Raw genomic sequence first — 15444 nt, forward strand, 5'->3', positions numbered from 1 at the left:
CAAGGGATGGAAGCGCCGATCATTGATGACGAATTGTGGACACTGCTCGAACCGTTACTGCCGCCGCCCAAGCCCCGGCGCAAAGAGCATCCTGGTCGCCCACGCGTATCGGATCGGGCGGCATTGAATGGCATCCTGTTCGTGTTGAAAACCGGACTGCGATGGAACCACCTGCCGACCGTATTGGGCTTTGGCTCCGGCGCGACCTGCTGGCGACGACTGAACGACTGGCGCAAAGCAGGAGTATGGGATCGACTGCACGAACTGCTGCTCGACAAGTTGCGCGAGGCCGGGCAGATCGATCTTTCATACGCTGCCGTCGATTCCTCGTCGGTACGAGCTGTTGGGGCGGGCGAAAAACTGGCCCGAACCCCACGGATCGTTCGCGACCCGGTTCCAAGCACCACATCCTCGTAGACGCCAATGGCGTTCCCATCAGCGCCATCCTGACCGGCGCGAACCGCAACGACGTCACCCAGCTGCTGCCGCTCGTCGACGCGATTCCCCCGATCCGCGGCGCGCGCGGCCGACCACTTCAGAAACCCAAGGTCATTTATGCCGATCGTGGTTACGATTCCGATCCGCATCGTCAACGATTGCGCGAACGCGGCATCAAACCGGTGATCGCAAGGCGCCGCACTGAACATGGGAGTGATCTGGGCAAATTCCGTTGGGTCGTTGAACGGACTCACTTGTGGCTCCACAACTTCCGTCGTCTTCGCATACGCTTCGATCGTCGAGCTGACATTCACGAAGCATTCTTGAAATTCGGCTGCGCCCGCGTCTGCTGGAACAGCTTCAGGCGTACGGAGCAGCCTTTTTGAACTGACCTCTAAAAAAGCAGACTGCGCTTCGGGACGGACGCCACGTCCGGCTTCGATGAGGCAACACGACCGGCCATGCTGCTTGACGCTCTCCAAGCCGCTCACGATCGACCATTTACTGTCTGCCATCGACAGACTCGAAAGGTCTGCCTGCACTGCTCTGGCCCGACAGCCCCGATTTCCCTGGCATAGACGATCAAGCCGGATACCCCTTTGCGGCACGACATTTTCGGAACGTCTCCGCGCAAACCCACGCGCTACTGTCGGTGAACGTGCAGGTTCGTTCCGAATTTAATTCATAAAAGCCTTATAGGGCGCGGGTTCGAGGCACTTCGAGCGCTGGATTGTGATTCCTGTCGTCGTGGGTTCGAGTCCCATCAGCCACCCCACAGAATTCAAGCAAACGGCGTTGTGAGCAATCACAACGCCGTTTTTGTTTTGCTGACGGCCTTCTGCGTTTTCCACGATGTCTGTGCGGTTTTCCGCCCCGCAATCATCCCTTCCCGCCTTCTCCCGACTCTCAAAAACCGCTTGGCCAACAGGGCCGGTTCACCGGTCAGCCTTGCGGCGCGTACGTCTGAACGATTGTTTCTTCGTTGGGAATAGTAATTTCAGATTATCGGCACAAATTTTCAATAGTAGGGGTATACACTGGCTTCCATCGACGTTGCAGACACCTGGTTCACTGGCTCCTGCAACATCTTCCTGAAATGCTGTCGAAACGTTATCGGAGTCCTACCATGAAGACCAAGTTTATCGCCGCCCTGCTGGTTGCCGCTTCCGCCTCGATCGCTGCTCCCGCTTTCGCCAGCGGCTACGGTCCGGCACCGTACTACCGTCCGTCGGTTGGCGCGCCGGCTTCGCAACAAGGCCAGAACGCGCAGACCGTCGCTGCTGAACGCGCCAACGCGCAATCGAATGCATACGGCGGCGTGAATAGCGTGTCGACGCAATCGGGCACGCGCAGCGAACCCACGTCGGGTCCGCAATCGGTGTTCTTCGGCCACTAAGCCGCCAGCAGTACCGTCAGATCCGCTGCCTCTGAAAGCAGCGATCAAACTGGGCGCCGCGCATGCAGTATCGATGCCGGCGCCCAGTTGCATTTACGGCAGCCGTGGTACCCGGTACGTTGCCCGGCTAGCGTTCGGTTTGCAACCGTTGTCTCGTGCGCCTGCCGCTTCCTTGCCTCATCCGAACACGGCGTCCCCTTCCGTCGCGACGCGGCTATCCGCGTCTAACTCGCCAGCCCCGCATCGATCAATTCGCGCGCCGCGCGAAAAGCCGCCTCGGCGGCCGCATGCTCGGTGGACCACAAGCTATCGATATGCACGAGCTGCCAGTCGACCACCGTCGAATCGTCGCGCAGCACCCGGAAATGCGCCTTGACGCCGGTCAGTACCTGTTCCACCGCCACCTCGATGTCGTAGTCGCCATAGCGCGCCTGATAGTCGCCCATGTCGACGCCCTTCGGCTCCATGCTCGTCTCCGTGGTTTCGCTGATCGCGGGTAGCCGGACACGCGCGTCCAGCTGGCGTCGCGCTGGCCAATCACCTGCTCGCGACTCACCCGCGACGCGCCGCCTCGCTCTACACACCGGCCGTGCGGCCGGCCGCCGATCAGCGGATCAGTTGCAATCGCCGGAAAGATACTGCCGGCCGTTGCAGTTGATTTCGACCCCACCGCTGCCCGCTTCGGCAACCAGGTCGCATGCCAGCAACTCCGCCGCAACGGACTGCGCGACTTCGGGCGCCGTCTGTCCGACGCCGACGTCGTTCAGACGCCGCAACGCTTCGACCGCTTCAGGACTCAAGGACTTCGACATGGCCGTCTCCGTCGGAATGCTCAATTCATCGTAGCAAGTTTCATCGGCGGATGCAGGTGTGCGCCTGACGAGCCCGCTCCCCGGAGCGTCGAGCCTGGCAATTGGCGTCTGAAACCGGCGTGACCGTTAGGAGCACGCCTCAACGCGCCAGCAGCGGCCCCGGAACGCGGCCTGCTACTAGCTAATCGTGCACACAGCCGCGTGTCTGCAGACGGCACGTGACATCGAAGGAGAACGACATGAAGCGAGGCAATTGGGCCACGTTGACGGCCACCGCCGCCGCGCTGGCGGCGCTCTTCGCGAGCGGCGCGAGCGCCGTCGCGCAGACGGCGCCCAGCGCGCCGCCGGACAGCCATGCGCCGATGGCCAAACCGCCCGAGGCGGCATCGGGCGCCGGCAGTTCGAGCAACCCGGACAACATGCCGATCAAGCGGCCGGCGAAGCCAACCAACGACCACATGTCGCACGAGCCGCCCGCCAGCGGCGCAAACGCGAAATAGCCGTTGCGCATGCCGCTCGCATTGGCGGAGCGTCATCAAAGCCGCGCGATCGACACCTCGGTCGACTTCACGAGCGCGACCACCTCCGAGCCGACTTTCAGTTCGAGTTCGTCGACCGAGCGCGTCGTGATCACCGACGTGACGATACCGAACGGCGTCTCTACGTCGACCTCGGACACCACCGAGCCGCGGATGATTTCCTTGACCTTGCCTTTGAACTGATTGCGCACGTTGATGGCGGAAATGCTCATTTCAGATCACTCCACAGAAGCAGTTGATAACGGATCGGATCGATTTGCCAGGAAAACTCAGACGGCCCAGCGCACTTCGGTCGGCCGCGTGAGACGACCGGGTTCGGGCAAGCCATACGGGTCATAGGGCTGATACGCGCGATGCGCCAGCGTGTCGTCGTTCGGCGCGTTTCTCAGCACGCGTTGCAGCACGTGGTCTTCGAGTGCGGCGAAGCCCGCCGACGCCCGCGCGCGCGGACGTGCGAGCGCGACCGGCTGATCGAGCGCGATGCGGCCTTCCTCGATCAGCAGAATCCGCTCGCCGAGCGCGACGGCTTCGTGCACGTCATGCGTGACGAGCAGCGCGGTGAAGCGATGCTCGCGCCACAGCCTTTCGATCAGCGTGTGCATTTCGATGCGCGTCAACGCATCGAGCGCGCCGAGCGGCTCGTCGAGCAGCAGCAATTGCGGACGACGCACGAGCGCCCGCGCGAGCGCGACGCGCTGCCGCTGACCGCCCGATAGTTGCGCGGGCCAGTCGTTCGCGCGTTCGAGCAGGCCGACTTCGGCGAGCACCGCGCGCGCATCGTCGCGCGCGCCACGGCCGAGGCCGAGCATCACGTTTTGCAGCACGCTTTTCCACGGCAGCAGACGCGCATCCTGAAACATGATGCGGGTGTCGAGCGGACCGCCGTTCCCGGCGCGCTTTTCGAGCACACCCGAGCTGGCTTCTTCGAGACCCGCGACGAGCCGCAGCAAGGTCGACTTGCCGCAACCGCTGCGGCCGACGATCGCGACGAAGCTGCCCCGCTCGATCGACAGATCGAAGCCCGACAGCACCTCGCGCTCGCCATAGCGCTTGCCGACGCCGCGCAATTGCACCGCGTAGTCGCTCGCGGGGCGCGCGTCGCTGCGGGCCAGGGCGGTGGCGGGTTGCAAGCTCGGTTGCGAGCCGCAATGCGCCACCGCCGCCCCGTCCCGCTCAACCAGCGCAGCCTCGTTCGCGTCGTGATCCGCGAGCCGCGGCTGCGCGAGTTCGGTCTCGAGATCGCTGCCCGCGATACCGCCGAACGTCGTCGATAGCGTCGTTGCGCTCATGCTTTTGCTCCTCGCTGATAGGCCGGATGCCAGCGCAGCGACACGCGCTCGAGGCTCTTCGCGAGCATGTCCGCGAGTTTGCCGAGCGCCGCGTACAGCAGAATGCCGACCACCACCACATCGGTTTGCAGGAATTCGCGCGCGTTCATCGTCATGTAGCCGATGCCCGATTGCGCGGAAATGGTCTCGGCGACGATCAGCGTGACCCACATCAGACCGAACGCGAAACGCACGCCGACCAGAATCGACGGCAGCGCACCCGGCAGAATCACGTGGCGGTACAGTGCGAAACCTTTGACGCCATAGCTGCGCGCCATCTCGGTCAGGTTCGCGTCGACCGAACGGATGCCGTGAAACGTGTTCACATAGACCGGGAAGAACACGCCGAGCGCGACGAGGAACACCTTCGCTTGTTCCTCGATGCCGAACCACAGGATCACGAGCGGAATCATCGCGAGCGCGGGAATGTTGCGGATCATCTGTACGGTCGAATCGAGCACGATTTCCGCGGGTTTGAAGAGACCCGTCGCCAGTCCGAGCACCAGACCGATGCCGCCGCCGATCCCGAAGCCCGACACCGCGCGCCAGCTGCTGACCTTCACGTCGGCCCACATTTCGCCGGACTGGATCAGCGACCATGCGGCCTTCACGACCGCGAGCGGCTCGGGCAGCACGCGCGTCGACAGCGCTCCGCTGCGCGCGGCGATTTCCCACGCGAGCAGGATCGCGATCGGCGCGAGCCACGGCAGCAGGTGCGCGCCGAAACGGCGCAGCGCGGCAGCGCGCGCCGTGGACGCGGGCTGCGGGGTTACCGCCGTTCCCGCGCCCAAAGTGGTGTCACTCATGTTGGCTTTTCTCCTTGCCTGTCGATCGTCGTGCGCGTGTCGCGCAAGCCGCGCGACCCACGCTATGCGCGCACTCAACTCGCGCTCGCCGCCTTCGGCAGATAGCTCGTGCCGACGATTTCGCCGAACGGCCCCGACAACGGCCCGTTGGCAACCTTGCTGAAGCGTTGCGGCAGCAGCGGAAACACGAGTTCGGCGAAGCGGTAGGATTCCTCGAGATGCGGATAGCCCGACAGGATGAACGTCTCGATGCCGAGCGCCGCGTACTCCTTCATACGCGCGGCCACCTGCTCCGGACTGCCGACCAGCGCGGTGCCCGCGCCGCCGCGCACGAGCCCCACGCCCGCCCACAGGTTCGGATAGACTTCGAGTTGCTCGCGCCCGCCGCGCCTGCCGCCGTGCAGCGCGGCCATACGGCGCTGCCCTTCCGAATCCATCTTCGCGAACGACGCCTGCGCACGCGCGACCGTGTCGTCGTCGAGCTTGCTGATCAGTTTGTCGGCCGCGGCCCACGCTTCCTCCTCGGTCTCGCGCACGATCACGTGCAGACGGATCCCGAAGCGAATCTGCCGGCCGCGCGCCGCGGCGCGTGCGCGAATGTCGGCGATCTTCTTCGCGACCGCTTCGGGCGGCTCGCCCCACGTCAGATAGGTGTCGATGTGCTCGGCCGCGATATCGTGCGCGGCCGCCGACGAGCCGCCGAACCACAGCGGCGGATGCGGGTTTTGCACCGGCGGATATAGCGCCTTGCCGCCCTTCGACCGCAAATGCTTGCCGTCGAAATCGATCGCTTCGTTGCTGTGCGACGCGGCGAGCAGCTTGCGCCAGATATGCAGGAATTCGTCGGTGATTTCATAGCGCGTGTCGTGATCGACGAACACGCCGTCGCCGGCCAGTTCGGCCGCGTCGCCGCCCGTCACCACGTTGATCAACAGACGCCCGTTCGACAGCCGGTCGAACGTCGCCGCCATACGCGCGGCGAGTCCCGGCGACGACAGCCCCGGGCGAATCGCGACGAGGAACTTCAGCCGCTGCGTCACGGGAATCAGGCTCGACGCGACGACCCAGGCGTCCTCGCACGAGCGGCCGGTCGGCAGCAGCACGCCCTCGTAGCCGAGCGTGTCGGCGGCGACGGCGATCTGCCGGAAGTAGTCGTAGTCGGCTGCGCGTGCGCCTTGGGACGTACCGAGATAGCGGCTGTCGCCGTGAGTCGGAATGAACCAGAACACATTCATGTTGTTACTCCTGTCTGTCCCTGACGTAATAAAAACGGTGAGCGCGAGCGCCGGCCGCGCGCATCGAGCCGGCAACCGGCAAGGCGCTGCGACGCGTTGAAGGATTGAGAAACGGACGATGGACTCAGGCCATCGGCAACTGCGTCAAATCGATGAAGGCTATGCGCCTGGCGGACGACACCGCGAACACGACCGCGCGTGAGCCCTGCGACAACGGAGATTCGGTGTGAGGCTCGACATTGCGACGGCTTTCCTCGACCAACGTGCGCGTGATGCGCTCGATTTATCGGATGACGGCGACACCCGAGCCGTCTGCATGAGGAAACAGTCTATGGAGCGGTCCGCGGCTTTTGAACGATTTTATTGAGCTTAGGATTTCCGCTTTCGTGATTAGCCCGGTTCTACCGCATACGGTTGTTGCGCTTTATACACGCGGCCCCGGCCGCCCAACCCCGGTCGATATAATGGCGCTCGTTTCCAATCACCCGGTACAGGTCTTGCGAGTCGCCTGTACGTTGCCGGTGCAATGCATGCAAAAAATTATTCTGCCGTTCGTCGCCGGTTTTCTGGCTTCTTTGTTCTTTCGCGAATCGACGCTGGCGCTGATGCACGCTGCCGGCATGATCGACCCCAGCGGTTTTTCGACCGCGCCGTTTTTGCCGCTCGGCCTGCCTGAGTTCATCGCGAACGCAATCTGGAGCGCGTGCTGGGCCGTGCTGATGGCCTGGCTGCTGCGCGTTGCGCCGCATCGGCGCGCGCCGTGGGTACCCGCGTTCGTGTTCGGCGGCATCGTGCTGACGGCGGCGAGCGTGTTCGTCGTCGATCCGCTGCGCGGCATCTGGCCGAGCGGCAACATGCTGCCGCGCCTCGCGGTGGGCTTCACGGCGAACGCGATGTGGGGCTGGGGTGCGCTCGTGTTCATGCGCGCGTTCATGGCGAGCGAGGCAGAGGAATAAGCGCGGCTAACATGAATTCGCGCAACGCGTAGATTCGCGCGGACGGGTTCGCGAGGCCGCGCGTTCACCCGCGCAGAGCGCCCAGCGGGTGCTCGTTCGCCGGCCACGGGCTGTCGAACATCTGCTCCACATCGGCCCGGTTGACGTCCTCGATGCGCGCGAAACGCCAGCACGGCGCGTTGTCCTTATCGATGATGCGTGCGCGAATGCCTTCCACCGTATCGCCGCGCAGAAAGCTCGAGCGCGTCAGATCGAGATCAGTGCGCAGCACGTCGGCCATCGACCCTTCCGCGCGCGTGACCACTTCGAGCGAGACCGCCATCGACAGCGGCGAGCGCTCGCGCAGCACCGCGATCGTCTGCTCGGCCCACTCCGCCGCGTCGCCACCGCGCTCGCGTTCCTGTTCGAGCGACTTGAGTATCCGCGCGACGTCGGGCAGCGCGAAATGCCGGTCGATCAACGTCCGCGCCTTCGCGAGCGCGCTCTCCTCGGGCCGCGGCGCGACCTGATACGCGAGCGTCTCGCGCTCGACGCACGCAACCACATCAGCACCGCGCTCGAACGGTTCGCGGCTCAACCTATCGACGAGCGCGGGCAACGCCGCGTCGTCGATGTAGGCATCGGCGAGGCCCGCGTACAGCGCGTCGGCCGCGCCGATCGTCGCGCCGGTCACCGCCAGATAGCGGCCGATCGCGCCGGGCGTGCGCGCGAGAAACCAGCTCGCGCCGACATCCGGAAAGAGGCCGATACGGGTTTCGGGCATCGCCATCTTCGTCGATTGCGTGACGACGCGCAGGCCGCCGGTGCGATGTGCGCCCTGCGAAATGCCCATGCCGCCGCCCATCACGATGCCGTTCATCAACGCGATATACGGCTTCGGATACACGAAGATCGCGTGATTGAGCCGGTATTCCTCGCTGAAGAACGTATCGCGCGCCTCCTGGTCGCCGGTTTGCGCCGCTTCGTACATGAAGCGGATGTCGCCGCCCGCGCAGAACGCGCGCTCGTGCCGGCTGCGCACGACGACGGCCAGCACCTCGGGGTTCTCGCGCCACTGGTCGAGCGCCGCGTGGATCGCGCGGATCATGCCGGTCGACAGCGCGTTCAGCGCTTTCGGCCGCTCCAGTTCGATGAGACCGATGCGGTTGGCTACGTGGGTCGCGATTTCGTCGCTAGTGGCGGGCAAGGCGGACGTGGACATGGAGAACTGGGCGCGGCGGCGCGGCATGAGGTGGAACCGAACGTTATCACGGGCCTGCCGCTTTGCGTTTGGTGGGGAGCTCGGGGGCCGGGTCCGTGGAGCCGGCCGACTTGGCGTGGCGCCGCGCGACGGTTTTTTTGCCGCGGACTGCGGCGCTGTTCGATGCGCCCGCCGCCACGGCCTGCGGCACACCGAGCCATGCGTCGAGCGTCACGCCGACGAGCGTCTCGAGCGGCGCGCTCGGAAACACCGGGCACGTGAGATTCAGCGCGACGATGCCATGCAGACTCGCCCACAACGCCTCGGCCCAGATGGCCGGCTCCATCGATGCGACCGACGCCGACAGACGCCCCGCTGCTCGCAACTCGTCGAGCGCGTCGATCATGATGTGCAGCGCGGCCTCGTCGGGGTCGTCGTCGGCAACGCCGCCGGCGGCGTTGCCCAGGGAGGCGGTCGAACCAGCGGTCCCGGCGTTCGCGCTTGTGTCGCCCGTGTTGCCGTCGTGTTTGCCAGTGCCAACCCCGCCCCTGAGTGCCGCGCCGGTATAGCTCGGGTCCTCCATGAAAATCAGCCGGTACGTTTCAGGATGCTCGACGCCAAACGCGACGTACGCGCGCCCGAGCGCCTTCAGCCGTTCGGCGGGGTCCGCGATCCGCACGAGCGGCACGAAGGTCGCGAGCAACTGCGCGTAGCCTTCGGCGCACAAGGCCCGCGCGATGTCGTCGCGACTCGCGAAATGCAGATACAACGTGGCGGGCGAATATTCGATCGCGTCAGCGATCTTGCGCATCGACAGCGCGGCAAAGCCCTCGCCCACGACGATGCGCCGCGCGGCATCGAGGATGCGTTCGCGCAGTGCCTGCTTCTGGCGGTTTTTTCGTTCGGCGATTCCCATGACTCGCAATTTTCAGATTGACAAACTGAAAAGTCAATTTAAACTGAACATCGTTTACTGAACAATGTTCATTAAATTTTCATATGTCAAATCGAGCAGCCACGAGCGCGCGACGATGTCGCGCCGCCATCTGAGGGAGTCGTCATGCAAACCACGGGAAAGGTCGGTTTATTCGGTGCAGCGGGCGCTGCGGGTCAAAGTATCGCGACGGCGCTTGGCGCGGCGGGCCGCGATTACCGGGTGGTCGGCCGCTCGCGCGAGGTATTGCAACGGACTTTCGGTGACGACCCGCACGCGGAGATCGTCACCTGGAACCCCGACGACCCCGCCTCGATCCGCGCCGCGGCCGCCGGTCTGCAGACCGTGATCTACCTCGTCGGCGTGCCCTACGACCAGTTCGCCCAGCACCCGCGGTTGATGGAGAAAACGCTGGCTGGCGTGACGGCCGCCGGTGTCGAGCGCTTCATTCTGATCGGCACCGTGTATCCGTATGGCCGCGCGCGCGGCAACCCGGTCCGCGAAGATCATCCGCGCGAGCCGCACACGTTCAAGGGCCGCATGCGGCTTGAACAGGAAAAGCTCGTGCTGGCCGCGCATGGCCAGAAAGGTTTCGAAACGCTGGTATTGCGACTGCCCGATTTCTACGGACCGGGGGTCGAGCGCAGCCTGTTGCACGGTGTCTTCGTTGGCGCCGCTACCGGCAAGCGCGCGCAGGTGCTCGGTCCCGTCGACGTACCGCACGAATTCATCTATCTGCCGGATGTCGGTCCCGTGGTCGAACGACTTACGCGCACGCCCGAAGCCTACGGCCGCTGGTGGCATCTCGCGGGCGCCGGCACGATCACGCAGCGCGAGGTGGCTCGCGAGGCCTACGCGCTCGCGGGCTCCGGGCCGAAGCTGATGGTGGCCGGCAAGGGCATGCTGCGCGTGCTCGGGTTATTCAATCCGCTGATGCGCGAGTTGGTCGAGATGAACTATCTGATGACCGAGCCGGTCGTGCTCGATGATTCGGCGCTGGCGACGTTGATCGGGCCGCTCAGGAAGACGTCGTATCAGGAAGGGATCAGGCGGTGCTTCGAAGCGGCGCGCGAGGTAGTGCCGGCACGCGACATGAATTAGCGGCAAGGCGTTGGCGATGCGTAGGTGAAATGAAAACCGCAGAGATGGACCTGCACCCGGCCTCTGGCGCCAACGGTCCGTCGGCAGGTCCGCTTAGCCTGCCATCTGCCCCGGCGGAAAGTGGCCACTCTTGAGCAGCACGGGTGTGCCGTTACTGATCTGCAGATGCTCACGCGCAACGGCCTCGATGCGCGGCCGGCCCGCATCGAACGCGCGCAGCCAGCCGTCGAGGTCCTCGCTGTAAGCGCCGAAATGATCCTCGAGCGCTTCCACCGAGATCGCGCACGGCACCGGCTCACCGTCCACCAGCGCGGAAAACACGACGGTCAGGTTGGAGTCGCGGTAAGCAGGCGCGTCTTCGGGAAAACGGATTTTCATGGTCGCCTCGTCAGAAGTTGGCGGCGGGAACGTAGCTTGCGCGGAAGGCCCTGCGCGCCGCCGATCCTCGCAAGTCCCGCTATGGTACTCGCGCCGCCGGATCACGGTCCAGCGCGCGCGAGCGCCTGATTCAGGGCATCGCGCGCTGCCTTGGCGAGCCCATCGGCGGGCCCTTTGCACGGAAATCGCCGACACGCTCACGGCCCATCCAGCAATCGGTCGACATACTCGCGGGCCGCCCGTTCGACGAACGCGAGCGCCTCTTCTTCACTGTCGAAGCGTTGCCGGTCGCCGAGCTCGAGCAGCGTTTCCATCCGGTGCGGATCGTCCGGGCCGAGCTCGGCGAGGCTGACCGTGCCGACGTAAGTACCGTCCGCTTTGGTGTGCGCGTCGCCCGACGGGCCCGACGTGCTGCCCCCTGGCACGAGGCGAGCGGCGGCGCTGATGTAATAGCCGCGATAAGGGCCACTGACCCGTTCAGCCATCTTCGTCCTCCTGTTGCGGTTGCAGAGCTGGCGCCAGTCGCAACGGCGCCGCCCTGATGCTTCAGCATGCGGCGCGCCGCTGCACTGGGTGTGTGCGGGCGGCCCGTCCCATAACGATAAGGCGCGTTGCAGCGCGATAAGTTCTGCTCGCGAGACGCGCCCCCCGCGCCGCGCCAAAAGAGCCGCGCCGAAGAGCCGCGCCGCACTTCAGCCGCGCGCGCTGGTCGAACGGTCCATACCGGCATGCTCCATGCCGTCGCACGGTACCTGTTACGACGCCATTTCGAGGCCAGCGAGCGCAATATGGGAAAATATTTTCTGCAGGATCATGAACTGCCCGAGCCGGATGCGGCGAACCGCTGGTTCGAGTACGCCGAAAGTCACGGCATCGACATCCCGAAAGCGATCGGCATCTGGGAAGACGCAGCCACTGAAGAAGGCGCGGAAGCCCGGCGGCTCCTCAACGCGGCGGGCATCACGGTCGAAATGACCTGAGCCGTGACGCGCGCCCTCGCGCTCCACAGCGGCCGACCCGGCCCGGCAGCCCCCCTCTATCTGAATGAAAGGACACAACACGATGCAATTCACGACGCAACCGCGACGCGCCGGCCGATTCCACCGCCTCCGATCCAGCGCCGCGCTTGCCCTCGTGCGTCGCGCGTCGCTGTCGGCCGCCTTGCCCGCCGCGCTGCTGCTCGCCGCGGGACTGGGCGGCTGCGCGTCGTCGAACACGACCACGCTGATCAATCTGCCCAACGGCCAGACCGGCTTCGCGGTCAACTGCAGCGGCGCCGACGCCGGCTCGAGTTGGGCCTCGTGCTACGTGCAAGCGGGTAAGGCCTGCGGCGCGACCGGCTACGACATCGTGTCGAAGGACAACGACGAAGGCGGCACCGCCGGCGGCAGCGTCACGAACGTGGCGTCGGCGAACGTGAAGGGCCGCTCGATGATCGTGCGCTGCAAGTAAGTCGATTTACGTGCCTGGCGGCAATCGCGGCGGCTGGCGCGGGCGCTCAATGCGCCTGCATCTTCGAAAAGAGATTCAACACCGCGACGCCAGCGACGATCAATCCCAGCCCGATGATCGCCGGCACGTCGGGTACCTGCCGGTACAGCACTAGCGCGACCAGCGTGATCAGCACGATGCCCGCGCCGGACCAGATCGCGTAGACGATGCCAACTGGAATGCTTCGGAGCGTCAACGACAGGCAATAGAACGCGATGCCGTAGCCGAGCACGACGACCATCGACGGCAGCAGCCGTGAAAAGCCGTCCGAGGCCCGCATCGCGGAAGTCGCGATCACTTCGGCGACGATCGCGATCGCGAGCAGCGCATACGGGGGTACGCGCATTGCGTCAGTTTTTCGCGAGCGCGAGCTTGCCGTAGTCGTGACCGAGATGCGCGCACAGCGCTTCGACCACGAGTTCATGATCGGCGCGCTGCGGCAGACCGGACACCGTGATCGAACCGATCACGCCCGCCCCTTCCACCGCCAGCGGAAACGCGCCGCCGTGCGATGCGTACTCGGTGGCCGGCAGTCCGTGCTTGTCGGCGAGCGTCGCGCCCGCGAGCTGCATTTTCAGACCGATCGCGTACGAGCTACGGCGAAATTGCGCGACGGTGTTGCCCTTGCGGCGCGCCCAGTCGACATTGTCGGGCGTCGCGCCGTCGAGCAGGCTGAAGAATAGCGGCTGGCCGAACGTGCGCACGTCGATCGCAGCGGCAATGCCGCGCGCTTTCGCGACTTCGTGCAGATACGCGCCGACTTGCCACGCGCGGTCGGCATCGAAGCGGGGAAACACGAGGGTTTTTTCCTGAATGGCGATGACCTGCAGGTCGTGAGCGATATCCATGGGGTTCAGAACGGGTCGGGGCATCAGAGTCAAAGGGGCCGCCGTCGTGAAGATCCGGCGAGCCGCGTGGAGAATCTGAATTCTAGCGCAGCGTCCGCGCACGGCTTTCCAGAGCCTTTCCGATAGGCGACGTCGCGCGGGCAGAGCGAAGCGCAATGAAGCCAATTCTTACATGGCTATTGCGCTGGTCGTATGGCTGGTCTATAATCTTTTCTTCGACGGACGCGGGGTGGAGCAGTCTGGCAGCTCGTCGGGCTCATAACCCGAAGGTCGTAGGTTCAAATCCTACCCCCGCAACCAACCGAAATCATTGAAGGGTTACAACGCATTGGCGTGTAACCCTTTTTTGTTTTTGTGGCCTTGGTCTGGCGATCCCCTTGACCGCCCCACCCTCAGGCGAAAAAAACGCGTCAACTGAATGATGCGCCAAGCTACGGGGCAATGTACAAGAGAGAAAAGATGACTGCGGTGGACGCGACGGCCTCCATCGCAACCATCAGGACCGATGCCATCAGCGCATCCAAAAATCGACTGTCAATCAATGTCAGACACGACGGCGCTCGCCGCCTTGGACGTCGTCTCGCGCAGCCCCTGTCGGCGCCTCAGTAATCCCTCGCCCCGGTGATAAACTCCTATCACCCTTTCTCGTCCCCTTTCCAATGAAATTCTGTTCTGTCTGCGGCCACGGCGTCAGTCTGAGCATTCCGCCGGGCGACAATCGCGAGCGCTTCGTATGCGGCAGTTGCGGCACCGTGCATTATCAGAATCCGCGTAACGTGGTCGGCACCGTTCCCGTGTGGGACGACAAGGTGCTGCTGTGCCGTCGCGCGATCGAGCCGCGCTACGGTTACTGGACACTGCCCGCCGGCTTCATGGAAATGGGAGAAACGACGGCCGAAGCCGCCTCGCGGGAAACGCTCGAGGAAGCCGGCGCCCGCGTCGAGGTGCAGAACCTGTTTTCGCTGCTGAATGTGCCGCACGTGCATCAGGTGCATCTGTTCTACATGGCGCGGCTGCTCGATCTCGACGTCGTCGCCGGCGAGGAAAGCCTCGAAGTGAAGCTGTTCGAGGAGCACGAGATTCCGTGGGACGAGATCGCGTTTCCGACCGTCGGCCAGACGCTGCGCTTTTTTTTCGCCGACCGCGCGGCCGGCAGTTTCGGCCTGCATACCGGCGACATCTTCCGCTCCCTGCGCGAAGGCTGAGCGGCGCGCATGGTTCCCTGGCTCGGAGCTGACGACCCGTTTCCGCCCGTCGAGCGCGCGCTCGGCGCCGCGAGCGGCGCGCCCGGTCTGCTGGCGGCAAGCGGCGATCTGCTGCCGTCGCGCCTCATCGACGCGTATCGGCGCGGCATCTTCCCGTGGTATTCGGACGGCCAGCCGGTGTTGTGGTGGAGCCCCGATCCGCGCATGATCCTGCGCCCCGCCGAGTTCAAGGTGTCGCCATCGCTGCGCAAGACGCTCAAGCGCGTGTTGCGCGACGACGCGTGGGAAATCCGCGTCGATCACGATTTCGCCGCCGTGATGCGCGCCTGCGCGCAGGCGCCGCGCCACGGTCAGCGCGGCACGTGGATCACCGCCGACGTCGTCGAAGCCTATTCGTCGCTGCACCGCCTGGGCGACGCGCACAGCATCGAAACCTGGCTCGAGGGCAAGCGTGTAGCGGGATTGTATGGCGTGTCGCTCGGGCGGATGTTCTTCGGCGAATCGATGTACACCGACGTCACCGACGGCTCGAAAATGGCGCTGGCCGCGCTGGTCGGCCACTTGCGACGTCACGAAATAGAAATGATAGACTGCCAGCAGAACACGTCGCATCTGGCGTCGCTCGGCGGCCGCGAGATAGCGCGCAAGGCGTTTGTCGCGCATGTTCGCGCGTCTGTCGGCGCGCCGGCCATTCCGTGGCGCTTCGACAAGACCGCCCTGCTCGACATCCTCGCGCGGGCGGCGTAGGAAAAATCAGGCCGAATCCGGTCCGCCGCCCATCGAATAGCGGCATCAAC

The 15444-nt window shown here is 64.9% G+C and carries 21 protein-coding genes and 1 tRNA gene; 10 read left to right on the forward strand and 12 right to left on the reverse strand.

Translation table 11 applies throughout. The annotated features are described in order from the left end of the window. Positions 1 to 6: 6 nt before the first annotated feature. Both F6X37_RS22860 and F6X37_RS22865 read left to right on the forward strand, forming a co-directional pair. Positions 7 to 824 (forward strand): IS5 family transposase gene (locus tag F6X37_RS22860; RefSeq protein WP_187612867.1). Its coding sequence is split into 2 segments (ribosomal slippage): positions 7 to 355 and positions 355 to 824, totalling 819 coding nucleotides; the frame shifts between segments, so codons are not numbered across the junction. A gap of 740 nt (positions 825 to 1564) precedes the next feature. Further along, complete coding sequence (locus F6X37_RS22865; protein ID WP_018418204.1) at positions 1565 to 1834, forward strand: hypothetical protein; 270 nt, start codon at positions 1565 to 1567, stop codon at positions 1832 to 1834. 224 nt (positions 1835 to 2058) lie between these two features. Here F6X37_RS22865 and F6X37_RS22870 read toward each other — a convergent pair whose 3' ends face one another. Beyond that, positions 2059 to 2301 carry a DUF6566 family protein gene (locus tag F6X37_RS22870; protein ID WP_018418205.1) on the reverse strand — a complete coding sequence of 81 codons (243 nt, stop codon included), beginning with the start codon at positions 2299 to 2301 and terminating at the stop codon, positions 2059 to 2061. A 147-nt stretch (positions 2302 to 2448) separates the two neighbouring features. Then, the gene (locus tag F6X37_RS22875; RefSeq protein ID WP_013089281.1) at positions 2449 to 2646 is read right to left on the reverse strand and encodes a hypothetical protein; all 198 of its coding nucleotides are present in this window, start codon (positions 2644 to 2646) and stop codon (positions 2449 to 2451) included. Between the two features lie 239 nt (positions 2647 to 2885). Between F6X37_RS22875 and F6X37_RS37045 the strand changes: the two genes are divergently transcribed. Beyond that, positions 2886 to 3146 (forward strand): hypothetical protein, encoded by a 261-nt coding sequence (locus F6X37_RS37045; protein ID WP_090804375.1) that lies wholly within the window; start codon positions 2886 to 2888, stop codon positions 3144 to 3146. A gap of 35 nt (positions 3147 to 3181) precedes the next feature. On the opposite strand, the gene F6X37_RS22885 is transcribed toward F6X37_RS37045, so the two are convergent. From F6X37_RS22885 to ssuD, 4 genes are all read right to left on the reverse strand, one after another. Next, complete coding sequence (locus tag F6X37_RS22885) at positions 3182 to 3397, reverse strand: molybdopterin-binding protein (protein WP_008922916.1); 216 nt, start codon at positions 3395 to 3397, stop codon at positions 3182 to 3184. 57 nt (positions 3398 to 3454) lie between these two features. After that, the gene (locus F6X37_RS22890; RefSeq protein WP_187612869.1) at positions 3455 to 4474 is read right to left on the reverse strand and encodes an ATP-binding cassette domain-containing protein; all 1020 of its coding nucleotides are present in this window, start codon (positions 4472 to 4474) and stop codon (positions 3455 to 3457) included. Next, entirely contained in the window at positions 4471 to 5319 is an 849-nt protein-coding gene (gene ssuC / locus F6X37_RS22895; protein WP_187612870.1) for an aliphatic sulfonate ABC transporter permease SsuC, read from the reverse strand. The genes F6X37_RS22890 and ssuC overlap by 4 nt, the downstream gene beginning before the upstream one ends. Before the next feature lie 74 nt (positions 5320 to 5393). Further along, positions 5394 to 6554 carry an FMNH2-dependent alkanesulfonate monooxygenase gene (gene ssuD / locus F6X37_RS22900; RefSeq protein WP_187612871.1) on the reverse strand — a complete coding sequence of 387 codons (1161 nt, stop codon included), beginning with the start codon at positions 6552 to 6554 and terminating at the stop codon, positions 5394 to 5396. 530 nt (positions 6555 to 7084) lie between these two features. Between ssuD and F6X37_RS22905 the strand changes: the two genes are divergently transcribed. Beyond that, positions 7085 to 7510: a hypothetical protein gene (locus F6X37_RS22905; RefSeq protein WP_090805723.1), complete on the forward strand. Its 426-nt coding sequence runs from the start codon at positions 7085 to 7087 to the stop codon at positions 7508 to 7510. 64 nt (positions 7511 to 7574) lie between these two features. Here F6X37_RS22905 and F6X37_RS22910 read toward each other — a convergent pair whose 3' ends face one another. Together F6X37_RS22910 and F6X37_RS22915 are read right to left on the reverse strand one after the other, a co-directional pair. Then, positions 7575 to 8711 carry an enoyl-CoA hydratase/isomerase family protein gene (locus F6X37_RS22910; RefSeq protein ID WP_187612872.1) on the reverse strand — a complete coding sequence of 379 codons (1137 nt, stop codon included), beginning with the start codon at positions 8709 to 8711 and terminating at the stop codon, positions 7575 to 7577. Between the two features lie 46 nt (positions 8712 to 8757). Next, positions 8758 to 9606, reverse strand: coding sequence for a TetR/AcrR family transcriptional regulator (locus tag F6X37_RS22915; protein WP_187612873.1), 849 nt, complete (start codon positions 9604 to 9606; stop codon positions 8758 to 8760). Between the two features lie 144 nt (positions 9607 to 9750). Here F6X37_RS22915 and F6X37_RS22920 point away from each other — a divergent pair, with 144 nt between their 5' ends. Beyond that, a complete protein-coding gene (locus F6X37_RS22920) occupies positions 9751 to 10725 on the forward strand; it encodes an NAD-dependent epimerase/dehydratase family protein (RefSeq protein ID WP_187612874.1) in 975 nt (324 codons plus the stop codon). Between the two features lie 93 nt (positions 10726 to 10818). Here the strand turns inward: F6X37_RS22920 and F6X37_RS22925 are convergent, their stop codons facing one another. Continuing rightward, positions 10819 to 11103 carry a DUF1488 domain-containing protein gene (locus tag F6X37_RS22925; protein WP_184029285.1) on the reverse strand — a complete coding sequence of 95 codons (285 nt, stop codon included), beginning with the start codon at positions 11101 to 11103 and terminating at the stop codon, positions 10819 to 10821. 197 nt (positions 11104 to 11300) lie between these two features. Continuing rightward, positions 11301 to 11588, reverse strand: coding sequence for a hypothetical protein (locus tag F6X37_RS22930; protein ID WP_090804360.1), 288 nt, complete (start codon positions 11586 to 11588; stop codon positions 11301 to 11303). A gap of 303 nt (positions 11589 to 11891) precedes the next feature. On the opposite strand from F6X37_RS22930, the gene F6X37_RS22935 reads away from it, so the two are divergent. Further along, positions 11892 to 12083, forward strand: coding sequence for a hypothetical protein (locus F6X37_RS22935; RefSeq protein ID WP_184029291.1), 192 nt, complete (start codon positions 11892 to 11894; stop codon positions 12081 to 12083). Between the two features lie 82 nt (positions 12084 to 12165). Continuing rightward, positions 12166 to 12555, forward strand: coding sequence for a hypothetical protein (locus F6X37_RS22940; RefSeq protein WP_090805720.1), 390 nt, complete (start codon positions 12166 to 12168; stop codon positions 12553 to 12555). Positions 12556 to 12601: 46 nt separating this feature from the next. Here the strand turns inward: F6X37_RS22940 and F6X37_RS22945 are convergent, their stop codons facing one another. Together F6X37_RS22945 and F6X37_RS22950 are read right to left on the reverse strand one after the other, a co-directional pair. Next, entirely contained in the window at positions 12602 to 12940 is a 339-nt protein-coding gene (locus F6X37_RS22945; RefSeq protein WP_184068636.1) for a DMT family transporter, read from the reverse strand. A gap of 4 nt (positions 12941 to 12944) precedes the next feature. Next, positions 12945 to 13442 (reverse strand): heme-degrading domain-containing protein, encoded by a 498-nt coding sequence (locus F6X37_RS22950; RefSeq protein ID WP_184043993.1) that lies wholly within the window; start codon positions 13440 to 13442, stop codon positions 12945 to 12947. A gap of 223 nt (positions 13443 to 13665) precedes the next feature. Between F6X37_RS22950 and F6X37_RS22955 the strand changes: the two genes are divergently transcribed. From F6X37_RS22955 to aat, 3 genes are all read left to right on the forward strand, one after another. Further along, a tRNA-Met gene (locus F6X37_RS22955) sits at positions 13666 to 13742 on the forward strand. 359 nt (positions 13743 to 14101) lie between these two features. Further along, positions 14102 to 14647, forward strand: coding sequence for an NUDIX hydrolase (locus F6X37_RS22960; RefSeq protein ID WP_090804352.1), 546 nt, complete (start codon positions 14102 to 14104; stop codon positions 14645 to 14647). 9 nt (positions 14648 to 14656) lie between these two features. Then, on the forward strand, positions 14657 to 15394 hold the full coding sequence (aat, locus tag F6X37_RS22965) for a leucyl/phenylalanyl-tRNA--protein transferase (protein ID WP_184068639.1): 738 nt from the start codon (positions 14657 to 14659) through the stop codon (positions 15392 to 15394). Positions 15395 to 15444: the final 50 nt, after the last annotated feature.

The sequence above is a fragment of the Paraburkholderia sp. 31.1 genome (genome assembly GCF_014397645.1).
Lineage (GTDB): Bacteria > Pseudomonadota > Gammaproteobacteria > Burkholderiales > Burkholderiaceae > Paraburkholderia > Paraburkholderia tuberum.